At 52.4% G+C, this 24,627-nt stretch carries 16 protein-coding genes; 12 read left to right on the forward strand and 4 right to left on the reverse strand.

The features are described 5' to 3' along the window. Nucleotides 1–89 precede the first annotated feature (89 nt). The 10 genes from MHH82_RS06320 (at nt 90) to MHH82_RS06365 (ending at nt 13,442) form a co-directional block, all read left to right on the forward strand. Nucleotides 90–410, forward strand: coding sequence for a hypothetical protein (locus tag MHH82_RS06320; protein ID WP_036662317.1), 321 nt, complete (start codon nt 90–92; stop codon nt 408–410). A 185-nt stretch (nt 411–595) separates the two neighbouring features. Next, on the forward strand, nt 596–2,854 hold the full coding sequence (locus MHH82_RS06325) for an outer membrane protein assembly factor BamB family protein (protein ID WP_340964422.1): 2,259 nt from the start codon (nt 596–598) through the stop codon (nt 2,852–2,854). A 59-nt stretch (nt 2,855–2,913) separates the two neighbouring features. Beyond that, the gene (locus MHH82_RS06330) at nt 2,914–3,255 is read left to right on the forward strand and encodes a hypothetical protein (RefSeq protein ID WP_145038820.1); all 342 of its coding nucleotides are present in this window, start codon (nt 2,914–2,916) and stop codon (nt 3,253–3,255) included. Between the two features lie 179 nt (nt 3,256–3,434). Then, nucleotides 3,435–5,393 (forward strand): copper amine oxidase N-terminal domain-containing protein, encoded by a 1,959-nt coding sequence (locus MHH82_RS06335; RefSeq protein WP_340964426.1) that lies wholly within the window; start codon nt 3,435–3,437, stop codon nt 5,391–5,393. 224 nt (nt 5,394–5,617) lie between these two features. Then, complete coding sequence (locus MHH82_RS06340) at nt 5,618–7,927, forward strand: helix-turn-helix domain-containing protein (RefSeq protein WP_340964428.1); 2,310 nt, start codon at nt 5,618–5,620, stop codon at nt 7,925–7,927. A gap of 190 nt (nt 7,928–8,117) precedes the next feature. After that, entirely contained in the window at nt 8,118–9,038 is a 921-nt protein-coding gene (locus MHH82_RS06345) for an ABC transporter permease (RefSeq protein ID WP_036662329.1), read from the forward strand. A 12-nt stretch (nt 9,039–9,050) separates the two neighbouring features. After that, the gene (locus MHH82_RS06350) at nt 9,051–9,911 is read left to right on the forward strand and encodes a carbohydrate ABC transporter permease (protein WP_036662331.1); all 861 of its coding nucleotides are present in this window, start codon (nt 9,051–9,053) and stop codon (nt 9,909–9,911) included. 61 nt (nt 9,912–9,972) lie between these two features. Further along, a complete protein-coding gene (locus tag MHH82_RS06355; protein ID WP_012819382.1) occupies nt 9,973–11,523 on the forward strand; it encodes an ABC transporter substrate-binding protein in 1,551 nt (516 codons plus the stop codon). Nucleotides 11,524–11,552: 29 nt separating this feature from the next. Beyond that, nucleotides 11,553–12,608: an amidohydrolase family protein gene (locus MHH82_RS06360; protein WP_036662337.1), complete on the forward strand. Its 1,056-nt coding sequence runs from the start codon at nt 11,553–11,555 to the stop codon at nt 12,606–12,608. A 477-nt stretch (nt 12,609–13,085) separates the two neighbouring features. Continuing rightward, complete coding sequence (locus MHH82_RS06365; RefSeq protein ID WP_036662339.1) at nt 13,086–13,442, forward strand: Rieske (2Fe-2S) protein; 357 nt, start codon at nt 13,086–13,088, stop codon at nt 13,440–13,442. A 578-nt stretch (nt 13,443–14,020) separates the two neighbouring features. Here the strand turns inward: MHH82_RS06365 and MHH82_RS06370 are convergent. From MHH82_RS06370 to MHH82_RS06385, 4 genes are all read right to left on the reverse strand, one after another. Further along, complete coding sequence (locus MHH82_RS06370; RefSeq protein ID WP_012819385.1) at nt 14,021–14,569, reverse strand: hypothetical protein; 549 nt, start codon at nt 14,567–14,569, stop codon at nt 14,021–14,023. 172 nt (nt 14,570–14,741) lie between these two features. Further along, complete coding sequence (locus MHH82_RS06375) at nt 14,742–15,284, reverse strand: chromate transporter (RefSeq protein WP_012819386.1); 543 nt, start codon at nt 15,282–15,284, stop codon at nt 14,742–14,744. Then, nucleotides 15,284–15,853, reverse strand: coding sequence for a chromate transporter (locus MHH82_RS06380; RefSeq protein ID WP_036662610.1), 570 nt, complete (start codon nt 15,851–15,853; stop codon nt 15,284–15,286). The genes MHH82_RS06375 and MHH82_RS06380 overlap by 1 nt, the downstream gene beginning before the upstream one ends. A 52-nt stretch (nt 15,854–15,905) precedes the next feature. Continuing rightward, entirely contained in the window at nt 15,906–16,388 is a 483-nt protein-coding gene (locus tag MHH82_RS06385; RefSeq protein WP_251499519.1) for an Lrp/AsnC family transcriptional regulator, read from the reverse strand. A 499-nt stretch (nt 16,389–16,887) separates the two neighbouring features. On the opposite strand from MHH82_RS06385, the gene MHH82_RS06390 reads away from it, so the two are divergent. Further along, nucleotides 16,888–17,928, forward strand: a complete 1,041-nt coding sequence (locus MHH82_RS06390; RefSeq protein ID WP_012819389.1) for a CapA family protein — start codon at nt 16,888–16,890, stop codon at nt 17,926–17,928. A 479-nt stretch (nt 17,929–18,407) separates the two neighbouring features. Then, the gene (locus MHH82_RS06395) at nt 18,408–24,485 is read left to right on the forward strand and encodes a phosphodiester glycosidase family protein (RefSeq protein WP_445661957.1); all 6,078 of its coding nucleotides are present in this window, start codon (nt 18,408–18,410) and stop codon (nt 24,483–24,485) included. Nucleotides 24,486–24,627: the final 142 nt, after the last annotated feature.

A 24,627-nucleotide genomic window follows, 5' to 3' on the forward strand; every position in this document is an offset into this window, starting at 1 on the left:
ATTTAAGCATTCGTTAAGAACTTGCCCCGCTGATTGATAAGATATGTTCCTTATACTTTCCTTCAGAACGTACATAAGGAGGAAGTCGGATGGAATCCTTGGATTATTCGAAACGGAACGCTAGGCTCGTGGTGGCGTGGCAGATTATGATTGTGATGGTTGGTGTCATTTTATTATCGGGATGCGCAGAGTTCAGTGCATTCCGTGCTAATATGCAGATGGAGGAGCGATCCATCGGCGGGGCGGCATCAGGAAGCAATCGAGACTCGTCTATTGCCCCCGCATCCTTTATCGGTCAAGTATGGGAGGAATTATCGGACGGCGTGTCTGATCGCGCCAGAATCATGACAGGCAGGCAAACGCAGAGCCGCAGCGTACCTGATTCAGCCTGGCGAATGAATGTCCGATGATGCTGAAGAGAGCGAGCCTGCGTCGGATCAGCCGCGGAAGCATCACAACAGGAATAGCCCGTTCATACACGCGTTAGAAAGAGCTCCTTTTCTGAAAGGGAGCTTTTTTTGTTTTGATTTTGGAACATATTGTCTTATAATAGCGTTTACAATATATATGCTTGTATGGGAGAGGATGGTTTCTTGTGAGTACACGCGTTTCGATCCGTAAGCGACTATTCATCGGAATAACGGCAGCCGCCTGCATTTCACTCGTCGGACTTCCGGCTCAGCAGACGCAGGAGGGCACTCGTCCCGTATTCGCCGATGCTGCCGGAACCGGGGGCTTTACATCCGGTCAACGCGTCACGCTTCAGCAGAGGGCTGCTTTTTTCCCTAATGCGCTTAGCAAGAACAGCCACCTGAGGAATCTCAAGGCCAGCTATTACGGGGCCGATGGAGAATCGCTCCGGCTTCACTCCGTGAAGGGGGAAATGGCATTAATCAAGTCCGATTCCCGTGGGGACCTGTGGCTCCCGACATGGTATGTTTCCAAGGAAGCTGCCAAAGTGAACGATATTTCCCCGCTCTCGCTTCAACTGCGCAGCAGCGGCAGCATATACCTGGCTCCCGGAAGCGCGGTGAAATGGCCGGTATCCCAGACGGGAACGTCCCTCATCGCCGTAGCCCAGTGGAAGGACTGGTACGGCGTTATGGTCGCTCCCTCCAAGTGGAAGGAAGATTACCGGATCTACCGCCCGGCGATGATGTGGGTACAAGGGAAGGACACGACAGCCAAGAAGGCGATGCCTGAAGCGCTTCTCGGTGGCAATTCGGAAGTAGCGACGGATGTGGTGCGAAACTTGACGGAGCTTCTTTTTAAGAAAGGGACCCCTTCTTCGTACGTGAAAAAGCTGCTCGGCGAACCGCAGGCGAGGGAGACATCGCGGAATCAGGAATCGAGCTCCAATAAACCGATGAAACTCGGGGAGACCTGGAGATATGAGCAGCGGGATGCCCATTATACCGTGACGTTCTCCCCATCCGGAAAGCTGACGTCCAGCGAGTGGGTGATCCCTTCGGCGGGATCCTTCGAGCGGAGTTACAATCCTGGCGATGATTACGAGTTTACCTATCGTTTGGACGTCCTGCCGCTGCGCAAGACCATAACAGCCGATCCCGATTGGCGAAATCAGGGTAATCTGAATTTCACCTTCCTGCTGGAGGCCAACGAGGATGTCCTGCTCCTCAAGGGAGATGACGGCGGGTTCAGCGGGATGCACGATAACTCTTCCTTGTACGCAATCGACCGGGGCACCGGCAAGAAGCTGTGGCAGGAGGATGCCGGGTTCGGCTGGTATACGGCCATTACAGATCGGGAGCGGCAGCATGTCACGATGTACTCGGCATATAATCCGGAGGTTAAGGATTATGTGGCCCGCGTGCGGCATATCCGGTTGTCGGATGGCAACGTGTTATGGGAGGTTAAGCCCAAGAACGAATTCGGTTTGACGATGACGGCTGCGGCTGATGCGATCGTACTGGTTGAAGCTTTGAACATGAACGAAACCAAAAGCGTGATGAGCGTCCTGGATCAGGATACCGGTAAGCTGCGTTGGAAAAAGACCTTGTCCGGCGAACACCGCTTGTTGAATGCAGGAACAGACGATCCGTACGTGCTCATCGAGCAGAACGGACAGCTTACCGCTTACGATCCGGTCACCGGCAAAGCGTCATGGAATGTGAAGGTCGGCAAGAGGGTGATGGACGATCCGTCCCGAGATCCGTATTTTACCGGAGGTTATCGTTACGATCCGACTGCGCCAACGGATATGACAACACGATGGATGCTGCTTGGCAAGGAATGGGTTCTGCTCAATACGGAAACCGGCGAGCGCGAAGACACGTATCCGGCACTTGAGATGGAAAGGTTCGAGGTGCTGAATGAGCGGTATCTGCTGGTGCAGCGTGCGCTTGGCGGGGAGTATTTCAGCGGGGCCGCCGCTTACGAAAGCGTACTATATGACCGCCTTGAAGATAAGGAACTATGGACAATAAAAGGGAAGGCCACCCGTGGCGTCATCGAGGGAGCGCGAGTCTATCTTGCCTTGAACGGCATTCCGGCTGCGGTAGATATAGAGAACGGCAGCATCCTATGGAAGATGGAGACCACGTCCAAAGCGGGTGACGATCTGTCCCATCTGGTTGGCAGCAGCTACGGAATCCTGGATTCGTACCTGCTGATAAGTTTGGGAAGCGATCTTGTGGTGTTGCATAAGGAAGACGGCAGAAGCTTGGGCAGATTGCATGACGTGATCACCGGCAACGTCGATTTGCGAGAGGCCTATGCCAAAAACGGCGCGCTGAACGTAACGGATCAGGAAGTGCTCGTCGGCACGGTCAACGGAGCTTTTATTCGTTATGATGCCCGAGCGTTAAAGGAACGCTTGGATGAGCTGTTATAGCTTTTATTGATAGATGACAGACCGTAGGGTAGGGAGACGTCCGTAAAGGAGGAAGACTTATGGGCAAGAGAATTAAGTTAGCAGGGCTTCCGGTCATCAGCCTATTGTTGATCCTATGTTTGGGCTGCGGCAGCAAACAGTCGGCCAGTTATGCGTCCCTGGTAAAATACGATGACCAAGAGTATATCGGAAAAGGCACTGAGGGTGCCGAGGCTTTTGCGGAGGCGGATTTGACCTTGGCGGGCACGATCCAGAAGCGGCTCGAACCGGATCAATATCCGGATACGCATTTATCGTCGAACGAGCTGCCCGAAGGCACGGAAATCTATGTAGTCGATGAACATACGTTGGTGGCATTGCAGGAAGGCCGAAGGTTCAAGGTGTTTGAGCGCATGGAATAAATGCAGGTGAATGACAAGCGTCCCTGGTGTCTGGAAACAGATGCTGGGGGCGTTTTTTTGGTCTTATGTTATCTTGCGAATTTTGATATTGTTTCGTTTCTATCGAGTGGTATAATATTCCTGGTTCAAATTAACTAGATTTGAAAGACTTACATTCTGATAAGAGATGAGGTTCATTCATGTTCAAGAAAATGTTGGTTCTGCTATTGGCGGTTTGCGTGATGGTTCCCAGCGTGGCCGGTGCAGCATATGGCGAGTCGGGCAAGGCAAGCGCCAAGATTGCAATGCTGCTGCCCGATGGCACGCCCTTGATGGAGGACGGCACGGTCTGGATTACGTACAGCCGTCTTCCCATCAACCGAATCCCGATTCCGATGGGCGGAGATCTGAAGTTCATCGCGGGCTCCAGCGGATACGGATTCGGCGTCAATAATACGGGCGGATTGGTCATGTGGGGGGAAGCGGGATATCAGGCTGTAGCGGGTGCGAATCATGTGAAACAGGTTGGACAAGGTTACTGGTTGACTTCAGACGGCATCGTCCATCGCATGGTTGATTCCAAGCCGCAGACTGTAAAGGGGTTTGAGGGAATTTCCGTTTTTGACGAGAACAACGGGAATATCGGCGGCGTTACCCAGTCGGGGACGGTCTTATACCATAATCGTGCCTATACGCCGGAACCTGTGGTTCTGGGTCAAGCAGCGGACGTGGGCGCGATCCGCAAAATCAAGGTCGCCGGAGACTATGCCGCTATTTTGTACAATGACGGAAGACTCGTGCTGTTCAGTACGCTTCGTATCAATGGCAGCACGACTTACCTGTCCCAAAACTTGATTAGCGACGGGGCTGATATTTCTTTCGGTAAAGAACAGAAACTGATTTTCGTCAAAAAGGACGGAACGGTGTGGAATGCCAGATTGGATGTATTCTCGCAAACATTTGAAATGAGCCCGTTGAAGGGAATCAGCGGAGTACAAGAGATTGTAGGAATTGAAGGCTCCAAGAGCTTTTTCGCCCGGTTATCGGATGGGACTTGGACCGAGTATGATCATGGACAATTATATGATGTGACGGTTCCGAGCATTACGGGCGTTACGCTAAAGGTAGCGAACAGCAAGCCGAAGGTGGGAAGCTCCATCACGCCAACGGTTGAGTTTCAGTACAGCAGCGGAGAGAAGCACAAGATTCCGGCGAATATGATCGCTTTGTCCGTAGACAAGCCCCATTTGGTCAAAGCAGCGGATAAAGGCACATACAAAATCATGGGCGTAGGCGAAGCCACGCTGACGGTGGAGGCCGCGGGCAAGAAGCAGTCCGTGAAAATCGTTTCAGGACTTGGCAAGCCGCTGGAGAACGCCAAGCAGGAAAAGGGGATTACTTACCTGCCGTTGAAGCCGGTATTCCAAGCCGTGGGAGGCTCGGTCCAATATCAGGCTGCTTCCAAGACCTTCGACATTACCGTAGGAGAAACCAAGCTTTCCGTTAAGGCAGGAAGCAAGCAGGCGAAGATCAACGGCAAAACCGTGAACATGAAAGGCGCTCCGATCCAGAATAAAGGGGAGACGCTCGTATCTGCGGATCTGCTGACCGCAGCACTGGGTGCAAAACTGAAATGGGATGCATCCAAACAGCAAATGACCGTGACGCTGGGCGCGGCACAATTCGTCGTAAAGGGCGAGCCGAAGAAAGCCACGACCAGCGGCAACACCGGAAACGCCGGGAAAAGCAAAATGTCATCGGTTCCTGCGACCGGAAGCATGGCTGGTTGGAGGCTGCTAAAAGGCCATGAATATGAAAAATCCTTGCGCATTTATTACCAATACAAGAATGGCATCCTGTCGACCAAAACGGAAGATATCCGCAAAGTGGATTTGAATAAAAAAGTGACTTGGACGGATGATTACGGCCGCAAGCATACCAATACCGTCCGTGAAATCTACTCCCTGTTCACCCTTTCGAATGAATACACCTCAGAATGGCTCCACAAAAAGTTCGGAAAGCTTTATGAGGACTGGCTGCTTAGCTCTTTGGTAGATGCCGCTCGGATTGTTGAGCAGTATTTGCAGGAGACCGGCCAGATGCCGAGTTATGCACCCCATGTCACCCTGACGCCGGATGCGGTATTCGAATACGAGTAAGCGAATGTGAGCAAGCAAAAAAGATATTCTCGTTTCGGAAAAGGGCCAGGAGATTCCTGGCCCTTTTTGCTATGGAAGCAATCCTTTCTCGTGGACGAATACCATCCCACTGCAAGCTCCATCCATCTCCCTTATGCGGCGAATATTATAACTTACATCAAAATATAGTAAACGTAAATGCAAGCCCTGTTACTTGCAATTTTAATTACAAAGGGGGGACATTCATGAAGCGAAGGATACCGCCTGACCGATTGTCTGAGCCGGGGGCGGCCGATACTCCGCCTCCCAGAAGGCACACCCTGTTTTGGAGAATGTTCGCGAACTATTTTCTCCTTATTCTCATCCCCGTCATTGTTGCTTCGGTTCTTGCTCAGGTGCTTGTCGTTCGCATTATCGAAAAGGATGCCGAGCGTTTTAACCAAGTGGTGATGAACCGGTTCTCCGAGCAGACGGATGCCGAGCTTCAATCGCTAAAGACAAGCATGATTAATATCCTGAGCACATCCAGATTACGGAGCGTGCTGCTTGCTCCCATGTCTTCGTCCCCGGAAAGCCAGCTCCTTCCGGAGCTGCTTCATTCCCTGCGGGAGCAGCTGCAACAGCTGGAATCGGATGAATTGGTCGAGAAAGCTTATTATTATTTTGTCCATCAGGATTTAATGATCGATGCCGAAACCTATACGAACAAAGCGTATTATTTCCGTTCCCGCTATCCCTTGGATCTGAACCGCCGCCACCAGCTGGAAGCCGAATTATCCGGCAAGAAAATGATGGATTTCATGGATTCTCCCGCTTCCGTGACGGCTTCCATGAGTTACCCGTTCAATACCGCCGCCCCTGAAGTTTACCTCCTGGTTGAAGTGAAACGAGACAAGCTTGAGGAGCGGATTCATATTCCGGAGAGCTGGGTCACGGGCACGGCCATTGTGGATGATACCGCCCAAGTGATCGCCATGACCGGTTTGACCGAGCAGGACCGGCTCGCCCTGCAGCAGCGAATACGCACGGATGGTTTCGCTTCGCAATTTACGATATCGGACAAGATGGGGCTGTCCTTCATGGCGTCCGGCTTCAACGAGTCCTGGCATTATATCAGCATGGTTGATCTGGGCACATTGATGAAGCCGGTCCATATTACCCGCTTAATCTGCTGGTTGTTCCTCCTGTTCTTCCTCGTTGTCGGCGCGCTCGCCTCGTATTATTTAAGCCGGCGCTTGTACCGGCCGATTCGGGAGATCAAGGATGGCTTGAAGCTGCACCATGCTCCGAATGAAGAGGGCCGTTACGAAGGCAACGAGTTTGATGTCATTAAACGCTACTCCCAGTTCATCATGACCGAGAATAAAGAGTTGTACCAGATGGTGAACGGGATGCTGCCGATCGTGCAGGAGCAGTTTTTCACGAAAATCCTGCTGGGGCAATACCGGGATGCCTTATCGATTGAGTACTACGCCAAGGAGATTGAGTTTGCTTACAGCCATAAGGCGGCAAGAACCGTCCTGTGTATCTCTTTTCACTATGACCGGTCGTTTTATGATTCGACTTCGGAATCCGCGAAGATCTTTTTGCTGACGGAGTTGAAGGACAAGATCCACCGGCTGGCGCCCGGCATGGTCTGGATCTGCCAGACAAGGCCGGATTTGATGGCTTGCGTCATCCAGCATGATCACATCACGGAGGGTTATCCGGAACGAACAGCGGAGCAGATCAGGCACGTGTTTCTGGAATACGGTGTCTATTATAAAGCGACGATCGGCATCGGCAGAACCGTTCATGCCATCGAAGAGCTGCATCAGTCCTATGAGCATGCGCTGGCCATGCTGAATTACCGGGGGCTTCATTCCACGGTGGAGATTTGCGGCAGTCCGCCTTCAAGGGAGCTGCAGCAATGGGACTCTTTCCTGTCCGTGCAGGAGGTCCAGCGGATCCACAACCAGTGTAAAACCCGGGAGTATGACAAGCTGCTCCAATCCGTGCTGGATCTGCTGGAGGAAGGGAGGCGCAAGGATGCAGCAGCCGTGCAGATGAAATATCTGCTCGCCGATGTGCTGAACACCTGGATTCGGGCGGTGGAGTCGGAGCGCAATGAATTGAACGTTCCCTATTATTCCGGTCTGTTCGAGCGAATGAATCGCTGCATGACATGGGACGAGCTGACGCAATGCTTCCAGGACATTCATGGCTTTCTGTTCCGAAAGCCGGCCACAAGCAGCCGCAGCCAACAATTTATGGAGATTCTGGAGTACATTCACGAGCACTACGATCAAGAGCTGTCGATCGAGCATTTTGCCGGCATGATGAATATGTCCATCGGGCATTTCAGTCGAACCTTCAAGGAGGAGGTCGGCGAGAAGTACGTGGAATATATCGCGAAGTACCGGCTGATGAAGGCGAAGCAATTTTTGCTTGAAACGGATTTGAAAATAGACGAAATTGCCGAAAAGGTGGGGTATTGGGGGAGGAATTCCTTGATTCGGGCTTTCCGCCGATATGAAGGCATTACGCCTGCCAAATACCGGAGTTCCCATCAATAGGAAAGAAGAGACTGCATTATTTTCTGAAGTCTCTTTTTTTGCATGGAACAGGTCGAAAGCCTTGCGGCGCAGGCATTGCAAAACATGCGTCTTACGGAAAAGATGTTTGCTTTACGCGAAGGAGGCACGGCTCGTATAGTGGGGACAACAACAAACGAATGTAAATGCTTTCAATCGGAGGTGGGGATTATTGGCGCAGCTATCACGGATCGGCTACGTTCTGAAAAAGCATAAAGCGTTGTACTTGCTGATGCTGCCCGGCATCTTGTACTACTTGATATTCAAGTACGCGCCGATGTACGGCATCATCATTGCCTTCCAGGACTATTCGATCGGCCGGGGCATTTTGGGAAGCAAATTTGCGGGACTAAAGCATTTCATTGAATTTTTCTATGTCACCCCCGATGCATGGAAGCTGATTCGCAACACGATCATGCTGAATGTGTACGATCTGCTGTTTCATTTTCCGGCGCCGATCATTCTGGCGATCCTGTTCCATGAGCTGAAGAGCAAATGGTTCAAACGGTTTGTGCAAAACATCAGCTACATGCCGCATTTCCTGTCGACCGTCGTGATCGCGGGCATTCTCGTCACCTTCCTGTCTCCGACCACGGGCGTGGTGAACCATCTGCTCGTCAAGCTGTTCGGCATCGAGCCGATCATGTTTCTCGGCATGCCGGAGTGGTTCCGGACGGTGTACGTGGGCTCCGAAATATGGCAGAAGGTCGGGTGGGGGACCATTCTCTACCTGGCTGCGATTGCCGGCATTGATCCGACGCTGTACGAGGCGGCCAAGATGGATGGGGCCAACCGGTGGCAGCAGGTCCGGCATATTACGTTCATCGGCATGGTGCCTGTCATGATTATTCTGTTCGTGCTGTCGCTCGGCAATTTCATGGAAGCCAGCTTCGAAAAAATCCTCTTGATTTACAACACGATGAATTACGAAACCGCGGATGTCATTAATACCTTTGTGTACCGGCGGGGCATCCTGGATGCCGATTTCAGCTTTGCGACCGCGGTAGGCCTGTTCCAGTCGGCGATTGGCTTCATTCTGGTCGTTGCGGCCAATCGGGTCGTACGCAAACATTCGGAGACCAGCCTGTGGTAAGGGAGGTGCGCGATGAAAAAGCAGGAAAGCTTCGCTTCGAAGCTGTTTGACGTATTCAATATATTGTTCATGATTGTGCTGATCATGGTAATGGCCTACCCGATGGTGTACGTATTCTCGGCTTCCATCAGCAACAATGCCATGGTCGCGAGCGGCGCGGTGCTGCTATGGCCGAAAAAGATTACGCTGATCGCTTACGAACAGCTCATCTATAACCCCGATCTCTGGGTGAGTTACTGGAATACGATCCGGTACACGTTCCTGCATACGTTGCTGACGTTGATTGCAACCTCGGCGATGGCGTATCCGCTGGCGAAGCGATGGCTGCCCGGCCGAAGAGTGATTCTGCTCATGGCAGCGTTCACGCTTCTCTTCAGCGGGGGCATGATTCCAACCTTCCTGATCGTTCAGAAGCTGGGGATGCTGGACACGATCTGGGCGATCGTCCTTCCGTCGCTGATCAGCACATGGTACTTGTTCATTATGCGGACATTTTTCGAGGCGCTGCCGGAGGAGCTTGAGGACGCGGCTGCCATCGACGGATGCGGATCCATGCAGATTCTGGTGCGGATCGTGCTGCCGCTGTCCGTGCCGGTGATGGTCACGATCGGCCTGTTCACGGCGGTGAATCAATGGAATTCCTTCTTCAGCGCTTTGATCTATTTGAATGACCGGGAGATGTACCCGCTGCAAATCATGATGCGCAACATCCTGATCGCCGGCACGAACGTGCAGGGCGAAGGCGACCTGACACATCTGGAAACGCTGAAATACGCCATGATCATGATTGGGACGCTGCCGATCCTGTGCGTCTATCCGTTTATCCAAAAATATTTTGTACAGGGCACGATGATTGGGGGCATTAAGGGGTAGTCATGGATTTAACGGGAATCCATTTCTATACGATGTGATGATAAAAAAAGGAGGTTATGGAATGCGGCGAAAGGGGTTCAGAACTGCGCTTGCCATGATTCTGCTCTGCGCGATGCTGGTTACGGGCTGCACCGGCGGAGGCAAGGACGATTCGGGGACGTTAAGCCCTGACAAACCGGTTACTTTTTCATGGCTCGTATACGACCGGGTGGAGGGCAAGGTTCGGGATGACTGGGAGATTTTCAAAGAGATCGAGGCCAAGACGGGCGTCAAAGTGAAGTTCCAGATCGTCAGCCAGGAAGGGCTTGAGGAGAAAAGGCAGATCATGATTGCCACGAATACCGCCACGGATTTTATTCAGGTGCCGACGCAGGACGGCCGGGAGCATGGGCCGGAGAAGGTGTTCCTGAATCTCAATGATTATTTGGACCGGGCACCGAATCTGAAAGCCTTCTACGAGAAATATCCTGAAGCCAAGGCGCTGGCAACGGGCACGGACGGAGGCTTGTATACCGTGCCTGTCCTGGAAGGGGATGCGGAAGGCAAGGGCTTCAACTTTATCTGGTATGCCCGCAAGGACATTATGGATCAGCACGGGATACAGGCGCCGACCACCGTGGATGAATTTTATCAATATCTGAAAACGTTGAAAGAAAAAGTGCCGGACTCCTACCCGCTCATATCGAACGCGATCGTAGGCGATACGGGGCTGTATACGACCTTCGGGCGTATCTTTACCGGCATCAGCGGTTTTTACAACCTGGATCCAACCACGGATCAATACGCATTCGCGCCGTATCATGAGAATTATCAGGATATGCTGGTGTACCTGAATAAACTGTATGCGGAAAAATTGCTGGATCCGGAATTCTCGCTGCTGACGCAAGCGCAGTGGGAGGAGCGCATCCTAACGGGTAAATCCTTGGTGACGTTTTTCTGGAAGGCCGATCTGGAATCCTTGGTTGCCAAGGCGAGGGGGGCTGGTACGGCAGAGTATGAGCTGGATGCGATTCCTTCCTTTGCCGCCGAGGGGATCAAGAACTATCAGTTCTCCCGTCCGGTCGTCGGCACCGTCGGCCGAGCGATATCGGCCAAAGTGAAGGATAAGGAGCGCGCCGTCCAATTCCTCGATTATTTGGTCAGCGAAGAGGGAACGAATTATCTGTCCTTAGGAATCGAAGGCAAAACGTATACGATGGAGGACGGCAAAGCGGTATATAACAAGGAGTTCGGCGAATCTCCGTTTAATGCGCTCCGCAAGGATTGGGGCGTATGGTATGACCTGATCACGCTGAATAACGCCAAGTCGCGGGAAGTGTGGGAGCGCGGGTTAAGCGAGAAGAGCAAGGATATCAATGCAAGGTATGAGCAGTATATCGTCCCTGCACCGAAGCAGATCGTCAAGACGGAAGAGGAGCTGGAGCTCGAGAAATCGAAGCTGAACAATCTGAATAAATTCCTTGAACAGAAGGTAACGGAGTTCGTAACCGGCAAAACGCCGATCAACGATTCCACGTATCAGCAATTCATCGATCAAGCGAAGAAACTCGGCTCCGACGAACTTCTTGCCATGTATAACACCGCATATACGCGCACATACGGCGGCAAGTAATTCTTAATGGAGATGGGGGGAATCAGGCAATGGACGATACCAAAATCATCGATGTCGACGTTCATAACGAGCAGGACGACAGGGCGCTGCTGCCATATCTGCAGGAGCCTTGGCGCTCCCGGGTAGCGGCATCCGGCATCGGGTATGCAGGCTCAGGGTATTACTCGCCGATCGGCGTGATGAAAAAAGACTCGATCCCTCCGGGGGGAGGCAAGGCCGGCTCCGATCCCGATTATATGATCAAGCAGCTGATCGAAGGCTACAATCTGGACTATGCCGTGTTGACGGGTGTCGTTTACAACATTTCCTCGACGCATGATCCGGATTATGCGGCGGCGATATGCTCGGCTTATAACGATTATCTGATCGCCGAGTGGCTCGGCAAGCATAAAGCTTTTAAGGGAGCCATGGCGGTAGCCACCCAGGACCCGCTGCTGGCGGCGCGCGAGATCGATAGGATCGGCGGCCATCCGGATATCGTGGAGGTGATGATCTCCAGTGCGGCGAGGTCGCCGCTGGGTCAGCGCCACTATCACCCGATCTACGAAGCGGCAGCGCGCAATGGCCTTCCGGTCGCGATCCATCCGGGAGCGGAAGGCGGTGGGAGCTCGACGGCTCCCACCGCGGCCGGCTACCCGACCCGGTACATCGAATGGCACACCTGTCTCTCCCAGATGTTCATGGCACATCTGGTGAGCATGGTATGCGAGGGCGTATTCGTGAAGTATCCGAACCTCAAGGTCGTTCTGGTTGAAGGCGGAGTGGCCTGGCTGCCGGGCCTGATGTGGCGGCTGGACAAAAATTACAAGGCGCTGCGAGCAACCGTGCCCTGGCTGACGAGAATGCCGAGCGAGTACATCCGGGATCACTGCTACTTATCGACGCAGCCGATCGAGGAGCCGGATAATCCGCAGCATCTCATCGATCTCTTCAATATGATCGATGCTGAGAACATGCTGCTCTATTCCAGCGATTATCCGCATTGGGACTTCGACTCGCCGGGCCATGTCCTGCGGGGCCTGAAACCGGAAGCGCGGCGGAAGATTTTTTATGAGAATGCGAAACAGCTGTACCGGCTGGATTGAGGGATTGGATGAGGTCTGGGGGGCGGATGGAAGTGGGTTTGGACTAATGGAAAGCATACTCATGGACGAATCAGGTTTGCATGGTCGAGGGTGGCTTGGAAGGTCGAAGCAGGCATGCATGTTCGAGGTTGGCTTGCATGGTCGAAGCAGGCTTGCATAACTGAAGCTGGTCAACGATGAATGTACAACTAAATGGATTAACTCTGTGTATGAGTAACTTCCATAGCTCGACGATTTGGCTACTATTTGAATGGAACAAAGCAAAGTTGAAGTGATTATTTGGACTAATAAATACTAGGTGTGGACTGGGCAGATGCCGTAACTCGATTTTACCGGAAGTCATGGGAATTTGACCGGGATCAACTAAGATCCTCTGGATGAATCGCACCAGTGGAAGATAAACTCATTCAATAAACTGGGCACGGGGGAAAATCATTAGATCCAACTAACAGGGGTTGAAGTTAAGGAGGTGCATGCATGGCGGTACATTACGTGCTGTCGGAGGAAGACGTTTCAGAGGGTGAGCACAAAATCGTCAACATCGAGGGACGCGAAATCGGCATCTATCGGGTCAACGGCGAGTACCATGCGATACTCAACTACTGCCCGCATCAAGGAGCGCCGATCTGTGCAGGCCTGGTCTCCGGTACGACGCTGCCCTCGGAGGTGTACGATTACGAATACGGCCGGGCAGGCGAGATCGTCCGATGTCCCTGGCATGGCTGGGAGTTCGACCTGCAGACCGGCAAGTCGCTGTTCAGCGATCGGATTCGGGTGAAGAAATACAAGGTGGAGATTCATGAGGGCAAGATTGGGGTGGTGATGGGGAGGTAGCAGGCGGGAGTTGAAGGGATTTAATTAATGGGGCTGCAGGTATTATTACTAGCCATGGGCACTCAGGTTACTTGTGTCAGCTTTTAACGGACCCTAGATCCGTTATTTAAGTTCAAAACTCGATTTTTTACAATGTACCGGACTCCAGATCCGCTATTGTGCGAATTACGGGTGCTAATACCAATAAAAACAGCAAATAAGGTCCTCTGTGTCCGCTAAAGCTACCAAAAGGGCTATTTTGTACAAAATAAGGTATTCTGAGTCCGTTAGAATGTCCTAACGACCATTGAGCAAGGGGACTTCGAGACATCTTGAATGATATGGCGATTGTATTTTTGGAAGTCCGGTTCACAGGTGATTTTCTGCTCATTGCTCTGTTGGTCTAAGCGGGGCTATAGGTATGGTGCGTAGTCCGGTGCATGTTTGAATGGCTCTCGATTGAAAAAAGAGCGAGTATGGATGGGAATGAGTCCCTCACACTCGCTCTTTTAGTCATGACGATTTTAGCGAACGGGTTATTGTTGTCCGAAACAAGGTTACGTTAGCATAATGGGTGCTCCTCTTAAGAATGAAATACACTAATGTTCAACCGGCTTCATTGATCTGGCGACTTCAATCATTTGCTCTCTTGTCAACACGACGCTGCTCATTTCAATAAAAGTATCACCTTGAATCCATTTCAGAAAACCGCCATTCTGTTCTTTATCCGCCCAAGGTTCAAATCGCGCTTCGATATCATCCCACGTGACCGGTTCGCCCCTTGAATCGAATGTAAATGTGCGCTCTTGTTGTCTGGTTGAACTGGTGTTGTTCTTCAGATCGATGCTTGTAATGGACTGGGTAGTCTTGTAACCGTGCGCCTTATGTTGTTCGACTCCCAATAAATAAATATCTCCAGACATGTCAAAGTAACTAAACCTGGTAAAGGTAATTTTTTTCTCGCCGGGTTTAAACGGATAAGGCACTGGGATGTCAAGTTTCCAATCGGTCTTCGGCAGTTGAGGGGCATAAATAACAAAATCAGTGTCTTTACTGAGCTGGTGCAAGGCTTGATCATCAGCAAACACCGACTGCGGTAATCCGAATAAAAGCATGGCACACATTAGGGCTAATACGAACTTCTTCATCTTTTTTATTCCCTCCTGGCTGGAATGTTTATCCTAGTTTTACCATGCGAAACCTATTTATCCTTATGAAATATGGTTTGCTGAAATAGGAAAAAGGACTACGGTCATTCGTAGCCTTCTTGATAATTTTTTATTGATAATGCAGCTTATTTACTGATAATTGAATACCCCCTCACACCACCTGCGACAGCACCAACCCCCCGTAAGCGAACGCGGCCAGGATCACCAAGGCCGGATGGATCTTGCGGATGTTCATGGCCCAGAAGGCGACGGCGGCGATGCCGAGGGATTGCAGGAGGCCGATGGAGATGACGGAGCTTTTGCCGATCTGCCAGGTCAGGGTCAGCATCATGATCGCGATGACCGGCTGGACCAGCAGGGTCATGCCTTTGACCACGGGCGATGTGCGGTATTTTTGCAGTAGATTCAGCAGCCAGATGAGCGCCACCGCGGAAGGGATGACCGTCGCCGCGAGGGCGAGCGTCATGCCCATCCAGCCGGATACGCCGTACCCGACAAAAGCGGCGATTTTGGTGGCGATCGGCCCGGGAAGCGCGTTGCCAAGCGCAAGCATGTTGGAGAATTCCGGGTCGGTCAGCCAGCCGTGATTCGTGACGATTTCCTTATACATGAGCGGGATCGAAGCAGGGCCGCCGCCATAACCGAGCACGTTGGAAACAAAAAAGCTGACCAGCAGCTGAAGCCATTCTTCCATCAGGCGGACCCCTCCTTATCCCGTCTTTGTTTTTTGAGTTTGGCTACGGTTCTAAAATGCACGGTGCCATAGGCAAGGAACAGCATAATGACGAGGGCCGGATGGATCTGGATGCTTTCCAGCAGGAGAAACGACACCACAAAAAATCCGATCCCGGCGTAAATGCCAAGTCCCTTCACGGCCTTCTCGCCGAATTCGTAAGCCATCGTGCCCAGCATCACCGCAATGACCGGCGTAACGCCGGCAATCATACCGGCCACTATCTTGGAGTTGCTGAGGAACGTCACCGCCGACAGCAGCGCGATCATCGCGATGCAGGTCGGGAGGATATGCGCAAAAACCGCGACCACCGCGCCTAGCACTCCTTTTTCACGGTAACCGAGATAGGCGGCCATCTTCGTGGCGATTGGACCCGGAAGTGCGTTGGCGAGCGCGAGCACCTCTCCGAATTCATCGTCGCTGAGCCAGCCGTAACGAACGACGGCCTCATGCCGGATCAGCGGAATGACGGAGGGACCGCCGCCATAACCGAGTATGCCGGTTCGGAACATGCCGAACGTTAATTCCATGTATGGATTGCTATTTTTATCATCCAAGTGTAGGAGTCCTTTCTGTCGAAAATCAGAGTCGAATGCCCATTCGGCTTTTATAGCGCTTGATTAGAATCTGCGTGTCCACGCTGGTTATGCCCGGAAGCGGGTAAAGCTTCTCGTTTAAAAACATTTCCATTTCCTTATGATCGGCAAACAAGCCGTGCATATGCAGTTTGCTGGGACCGGTCATATGATACAGGCTGGTGACATACGGCTCGTTCTCCAGTGTGTCCGCCACCTGCTGCAAATATTTGGGCTCAACCTCCACATTGAAAAAAGCGGACACCGAAATCCCCACTTTCTCCGGATTAATGACGGCCGCGAAGCGCTCAATGACGCCGTCATCGATCAGGGCATTGATCCTGGCCTGTACCGCTACGCGGGACAATCCAATCTCCTTGGCCAAATCCGTGTACGAGATTCGCCCGTTCTTGCCGAGGATCGCAATGATTTTGCGGTCCGTATCATCAATCATGGGAGATGAGTTCTCGCCCGCAGCGTGAATATTCATGGATTGCAGCTCCTTTAGTTTTACTTATATGTAAGACTAAGCTCGTGTAAATATTACAAAACGTAATTAAAATTAAAGTTACACTTACGATACGTTTAAATATATAAGTTCTTTACATTGTTTTCAATATGATTTGCAAAATTTGAAACTTTTTCTCCGCATTTCAAGTCTAAGACTATGGATAGAACAAGATAGATTTGAATGATTTGGATGTTGACATGCCTCAATGGAGAAGGCGGAATGATTCTGGAGAAGCGAAGCGGTCCCCTTTGACACTGGATTTTCACCACTTGTATCCGTTTAAAATAATCTGGGGGCAACAGGGAACGGAAGAATAATCCGCATGCGTAGTGCTGAAAGGGCTACTGGTTAGAATCCATTTTATAATTCTATTAAATGGTTCCTTTTATATAATTACCCTTTTATATCAATTTATGATAGGATAAACGAGGTGAATAACTAGCTTCTCAGGACTATCATTTGGAAAGGCGGCATGGATATGAAGAAATTATTTTGCCTCATTCTGGTTATCGTTATGCTGATCCCGGCGAGCATCGTCTCGGCGGCAGGCACAACCACTCAAGCCAAGTCGAAGGACAAACCGATAAATCTTGTTTTTGCAGGTGACATTCTGTTAGACGGATACGTGGGGAACCAGATCGATAGATTCGGTAACCTATATCCTTTTAAGAAGGTAGCCCCCATCTTGAAAAAGGCGGATATGGCGTTTGCCAACCTGGAGACGCCGGTCTCCATTCGGGGCAAGGCTGCGGATAAAACCTTTGCTTTCCGTTCGAAGCCGGAAACGCTCCAGGGTCTCGTTTATGCGGGAATCGACGGCGTCACCCTGGCGAACAACCACATTCTGGACTATGGCCAGCAGGCCATGCTGGACACGATCACGCATCTGAAACGGCAGAAGATCGGGTATACGGGTGCTGGGCGCAATATAGACGAGGCCTTCAAGCCTTACGTGCAAAACATTGACGGGAAGAAGGTTGCCGTGCTGGGCGTCAGCCGGGTGCTGTCAGGAAATTCCTGGATTGCGGGCAAGAATCATCCGGGCGCTGCTTCCGCCTACACGATGGAGCCGATGCTGACCCATATTAAGAAGTCGGCCAAAACCAACGATTATACGATCGTATACGTCCACTGGAACCAGGAATTCGCCGACTATCCGGAAGAATATGCGCGCACGATGGCCAAGAAGATGATTGACGCCGGGGCCGACATCATTATCGGATCGCACAGCCATACGTTGATGGGCATCGAATATTACAAGAACAAGCCGATTTATTATTCGCTTGGCAACTTCGTGTTCAACCGCTCCACCCGGGGCGGAGACAAAACCTTGCTGTCGATGATGGTGCATGTTGAGATCCAGGGCTCCAAGATCACGAGCCGAATTACGCCGGTGAAGATTCTTCAAGGTCAGCCGAATCTGATGGACAAGAAGTATAATAAAGAGATCATCGCGAAACTGAACAAACTCTCCTACAATGCAAAAATTGATGCCAACGGCAACGTCACCAAAAAATAATAGGGAATCTTGAAAACAACTGCGGCTATAAGCTGCGGTTGTTTTTTTATGCGCTTTTTGGAAGCTCGCCGTAAAAACAAGTCGGAAACTGGCGGCGAGGCGTTTGTTTTCATTCCCCGCATTCGACAAAAGCTGCGCTTACGCCGCCCATCCGGAAATTCCTGCCGAAAAAATAAAATAAAATTTTACAAAATGTATTGTAATTTAAAATAAAATTTCAATATGATGAAGGGAAGAAGACAGGTTAATTTCGTTCGTCGGAAGCGGTAAATACGAATCGGCAGCATACTTTTTTGCAGCCCTTCCAGCTAATGACTGAATGTAAAGCCGATATCGGCAGAGTTAACCCGGTCTTAACACAGATTGGAGGTGGAATTAACAAGCGAGCGCTATACTCCCGAGTAGGTCTTTCGTTCATGAGCGGACTTACAACCGAGAGGAACCAGAGTCCAAGCATAGAGAAGGAGGAATTCATGTACATGTTAAGGAGCAAAAAGAGAATATCATCGCTGCTCAGCGGTGTGATGTTTCTATCGCTGCTGTTTCCCGCAGGACAAGCTGCTGCTGCCGACCCAGCGGCCGCCGCTGCATCGGTCATTGATATGCGGCAGATGGAGATCGGGCCGGGGGCTACATACACGTGGGCGAATATGCAAAAAGGCAGCGGCGAGCAGAAGGTCCATATGGTGGAGTTTGATCCATCGCAAGGAAATCTGGAGCTTCAGCCGGGTCTCACCGATGGCAAGGTATACGGCATGCAGGGAGTCAGTAAAATGGCGTCGGATGCCGATAAGGCAGGCAATCGCGTCATCGCGGCGGTGAACGGAGATTTCTACGATATGTCCACCGGAATTCCGCTCGGATTGTTCATGGGGGACGGAGAACTGTTGACGGATCCGCCCAGCGGCCGGAACGCCTTTGGCATTAAACAGGACGGAACGAGCCTCTACGGCAGTCCGAAATTAACGAAAAATGTGACGATAGGCGGAACGGTCAGCAGCCTGTCCTCTATCAACCGTCTAAGAGGGACGGACGCACTTGTGCTTTATACCGAAAAATTCAATGCTACCACGATGACCAATAATCTGGGAGACGAAGTGGTTCTGGATATCGTGAGCGGCAGGGTCGCCAGCGGAGAGACCTTGACGATGAAGGTGGTCTCTGTTCTTAAGGATCAGGGGAATTCGCCGATCGGCCAAGGTCAAGTGGTTCTGTCCGCTTCGGGCTCGCAGCGGAGCAAGCTTGCCGGGCTGAAGGCAGGGGATGAAGTGACGGCGGGTTTTCAGCTGGATAACGAGTGGCAGGATGTCACGATGGCGATTGGCGGTACCGTGATGCTGGTCAAGGATGGGGTCGTGCAGCAGCATACCGATCCGGCTGTACACCCGAGAACGGTGGTGGGCACCAAAGCGGACGGCTCCGTCGTGCTGTTCGAGGTTGATGGCCGCCAGCCGGGGTTCAGTGAAGGGCTTAACTACATCGAGCTTGGCGAAATGCTGCAGGAGCTTGGCGTGGTTAACGCACTGAATCTGGACGGAGGCGGTTCGGCTACCTTCGTTGCCCGCCTGCCGGGAGAAACGGAGCGCAAGGTGCTCAACTCGCCTTCTGACGGCGGGGAACGCAAAACGGCCAACGGCATTTTGCTGGTGAACAAAGCGCCTGAGGGAGCGGCGGATAAACTTGTCGTTGCACCGACGCTGGAAAGAGTGCTGACCGGTTCATCCGCTACCTTCAAAACGGCGGCCGTGGATCAGAATCTGCATCCGGCGAAAATGACGGAGGCCGCGGTTTGGAGCGTTGATCCAGCCTATGGGACAATCGACGCCAGCGGGACGTTTACGGCAGGCAACCAACCTGGATTGACCGAGGTATCCGTACAATCCGGTAATCTGACGGGTAAAGCCGCATTGGAAGTCGTTGATGAGCTGACCGAGCTCAAGTTCTCGGACGCGGTGAAGACCTTCTCTTCCGGCTCGACCGAAACGCTCAAGGTCACGGCGCTTCGCAATGGTCAAGTGGTACAGGCCGACAATAGCCGTTTGGAGTGGCGTACCGAAGGCGATATCGGGACAATTGACGGCAACGGTACGTTTACCGCCACGGACAAGCAGGACGTCAGCGGCAAAATCTTCGTGAAGTACGATCAAATCGAGACTTCAATCGATGTGAATGTCGGTCTTCCGCCGGTGATGCTCGAAGATTTCGAGAACGGCCTTAGCCGTTATAAACCGAGCGCCGGTGCGCTGTTCAAATACAGCAGGGTATCCATTGAAACCGATGATACCTATATTCGTTCCGGGAATGGCGCCTTGAAGCTGGAGTACGATTTTACCGGAATTACCGGTACCTCCGGTGCTTATCTGCAGACGAACGGCACCGCGGACAATATCGAAATTCCGGGCTATCCGGAGAAAATCAGCATGTGGGTATACGGGGACGGCAAAGCGCACTGGCTCCGTGCCCAACTGCGTGACAGCAAAGGCACGATAGCGCTCAATTTTACCGAAGAAACGACCGGTGTCGATTTCAAGGGATGGAAGTATCTCGAAGCGTCCGTACCCAAAGGAAGAACCCTTCCGCTCGTGATGGACATGCCGGTTCGATATATGGAAACAAAAGACGCGAAAAAAGACGCCGGAGCCATCTACGTGGACGAAATTCGCGCACTGTACGGCCCGGCCAACGACGATATCGATCCGCCGGTTCTGAAGAAATTCTCGCCGGCCGACGGTGCGGAGATTAAGGAGAATACGCCGACCATTACCGTGTATGCCGAGGATGCAGGCTATGATCCTGTAGCGCATCCGGGAACGACGCTGATCGATCCGGACAAAATCCGATTCTATCTGGATGGCAGTCTGGTGCAGCATACCCTGTATCCGCCGGAAGGAAGAATCCATTACACGCCGAGCGTTCCGCTCGCCGATGGCGTTCATCAAGTAAAAGTCACCGTCCGTGATCTGTCGGGCAACCAAACGACCAAGCAATGGAACTTCACCGTAAATACCGGCTCAGCCAAGGTGGTGTACGATACGCCGGAAACGATCTATGTTGGCGGCAGTTACACGCTGGATATCGGCGGTGTGAAGACATCCCAAATCCGCAGCGGCCATGTCGATTTCCAATTCGATCCTACAAAAGTGGAGAATTTGGAGCTCATACCAGGGGACAAGCTGAGTGCATCCCAGGTTAGTACAAGCATCGACGGTACAACAGGAAAGGTAAGAGTGACCTGGAAGGACATCCATACAGCATCCCTGCAGGATACGGATTGGATCGGCCAAATCCGGTATGACGTGAAAAAGAACGCAACCGGCAGCAGCATCATAGCGCTCACGTCCGGAGCGGTATCCTTCACCGATACGGGCAATACCGAGTTCTCGTTCTACGGTCTTCCGATAGAATCGAAGATCACCACGCATTATGCGCTGAGCTGGAATGAGGATGGAATCGTTGAGGGCTATGAAACCGAATTTAAAGTGACCGATGCCCAAGGTCAGCCTGTGGAAGGCGTCCAGGTCATGGCAGACGCAGCAGCGGTGGGGACAACGGATGCGGCGGGTATCCTGAAGACCGGGGCGCTGACGTCCCAGGTCAAGACGTATACCGTGCAGGCCGTGAAGAACAATCAATTTAGTCCAGCTTTGGAGTTTAAGGTTTCGCCGCTGGCTGGAAGTCCTACTCCGTTCAACATCAGCGTGGGCATGGGAGAAGATCCGGCCACGTCGCGGATGCTGAACTGGCACACGGACCCGGCGACGGATGGGACCGTTGTAGAATTGGCCAAGCAGTCCGAATTTACGGATTTCGATGCGCCGAACGTCCAGAAGTTCGATGGTGCCAGCGAGTTGTACCATACCTTGGATCTCGGCACGGTCCGCGTTCATAAAGCGACGGCAGCCGGTCTTGAGCCTGGCACGGAGTATGTATACCGTGTCGGCGATGGACAAGGCCATTACAGTGCACAAGGCTCGTTTAAAACGACAGAGCTCGCGGGAGACACAACGAAATTCCTGTACTTTGCGGATTCCCAGGCCTCCACTGCGAAGGAGTTCGAGCTGTGGGGGAATACGATCGATAAGGCGGCTGCCGAGCATCCGGACGCCGAATTCATGATCCATGCCGGGGATATGGTGGACAAGGGCTTCCTGGAGGAGCAGTGGAACTATTGGTTCGATGAAGCCCAGAAGCATTTCCTGAATACAACGTTAGTGTCGGCCATCGGTAACCATGAAGTGATGGGGAATAAGGAGAACGGGGATTTCCTGGCTCACTTTAATCAGCCGGGCAATGGCTTGGACAGCCTGAAGGGAACCAACTTCTCTTTTGATTACAAGGATGTTCATTTCATTATGCTGAACAGCGAGTATCAGCTGGAGGATCAGAAGAAGTGGCTTCAGCAGGATCTGGCTAACAATACTAAGGAATGGACCATCGCGATGTTCCACCGCGGGCCTTACGGCAGCATCTACGATTCCGCCGAGGTACGGAGCCTGTGGGCGCCGGTGCTAGAGGAATTCGGCGTGGATCTCGTGTTAAACGGACATGATCATATTTATATTCGTTCCTACCCGATGATGAACAACCAGATTGCCGCGGACGGGAAGGGCACGACTTACGTCGTGGCAGGTTCGTCAGGTCCTAAATTCTACTCCCACACGGAGCGGGGCTGGCATGAGGTGGTCGACGAAGAGAAGACTCAAATGTATGCCTCCGTGGAAGTGAAGGGAGACGAGCTTCATTTTGTAACCAAAACGGTTGGCGGACGCGTCGTGGACGAGTTTACGCTGACGAAATCGGATACGAAGCCGGAGCCGCAGCGGATTGAAGTAACTCCAAACCAGCTGACGCTAGCTGTAGGCGAGAGTCAAAAGTTACTGGCTGATGTGAAGCCGAGCGGTGCGGAACGAACCGTTGTGTGGTCCGTATACCATTCCGAACCGTCGAATGACGTCGTCAGCGTATCCGCAGACGGCATCGTGACGGCTCAAGGGCTGGGCAATGCCGTCGTCAGAGCGACCAGCACGGCGGCACCGGACGTTTATACAGACGTGAGTATTACGGTAGACCGAATCCCGAACGGCAGCATCGAATCGATACTCTTAAGCGGCAAATCCGAGCTGAAGGTCGGGGATACCGATAAGACGGTAACCGAGGCGGTTTATACCGACGGCAGCCGTATCCGTTTAATCGAAGGCATAACCTATGCGAGCAGTAAGCCGGACGTAGCTTCCATTGATGAACAGGGCTCGGTGCGGGCTTTGGCAGAAGGGGCAACCGTTATTTCGGCAACCTATGAAGGGTTTAAGTCGGAATATGATTTGAAGGTGATCACCCGTGGTGGAGGGAATCCCGATCCGGGACCGGAGCTGCCGGTAGACCCGCCCGTGCAGCCGCCGGTAACACCACCGGTTACGCCGCCCGTGACACCGCCGTCATCAGGCAGCATCACCTTATCGGGAAGCGAGCTTGCAGCTAAACTGTCGAACGGGCAAGTGACCTTGTCGGTAGACGGAAACTTTACGGATATCACGCTGCCAGGGAATGCAGCAGACATCCTCAAGGATGGTTCGATCCACCTTGAAGCGAAGAATTTGTCCCTAACGATCCCGGCCGAAGTGCTTCGCCAGCTGGGCGCCCTTGCAGATGCCGGCCAGCTTGAGAAGGGCACGATAAAACTGAGTGCCGCCACATTAACGGAGGCCGAGATGAAGCAGCGGATCGCGCAAGCTGCCCGCGTCTCCGGCGCTAAGCTGACAGCAGCCGGAGCCATGCTGGAGTTCGAGCTTAAACTGACGACAGCGGATGGCAAAGTCTACAGCTTAACCGAATTCGATCATCCGATCATGCTGGAATTGCCGGTATCTTCAGATGCTCATGGCAAAAGAATTTCCATGTACTATGTATCCGGCAGCGGAGAGCTGGAGTATATAGGCGGTGTAAACAAAGACGGCCGCATGGCCGCGGGAATCCGCCATTTCAGCGCTTACGGTTTGCTGGATTACGAGAAAACCTTTGCGGATGTGCCATCCTCGTTCTGGGCAGCGGAGGTGATCGGAGATTTGGCCGCGAAGCAGCTCATCGAAGGCGTCAGCGCGGACCGCTTCGCACCGGCGCAGCAAGTGACCCGGGCCGAGTTTGCCGCGATGCTGGTTCGTCTGCTGGATCTTAAGGCAGAAGGACCTGCGCCGTTCGCCGATGTAGCTTCAGGCAAATGGTACGCCGAGGCCGTGTCGGCGGCCGCCCAGTCCGGCATCGTGAACGGAACGGCCAAAGACCGTTTTGCACCGGACGCCCCGATCAAACGCCAGGAAATGGCGGCGATGCTGGTGCGCGCTTATGCCCACGCCATGAAACAACAGCAGGAGAACATCAGCGCGGGAAGCGGATTTGCCGATCTCGCCGAGTCTCCGGACTGGGTTCGCGAAGCGGTAGAAACCGCGCATGCCCTCGGATTTGTTCAGGGCCATGCGCCGAGCCGTTTTGCACCGGAAGGTTTGACCACGCGTGCGGAAAGCGCGCAGGTCATCCATAATCTGTTGAATAAGCTGAAGTAAAGCTTAGGCGAATACCGCCTCTCTCCACTGTAGAACTTCACAGAGGAGAGAGGCTTTTTTTAGGTTAAAGTATGGCGGAAGTTCCGATATAATGATATACAAGGTCAATGAACGAACGTAAGCCGAAGTTACACCTATACAA

This window comes from Bacillus sp. FSL K6-6540 (assembly GCF_038007545.1).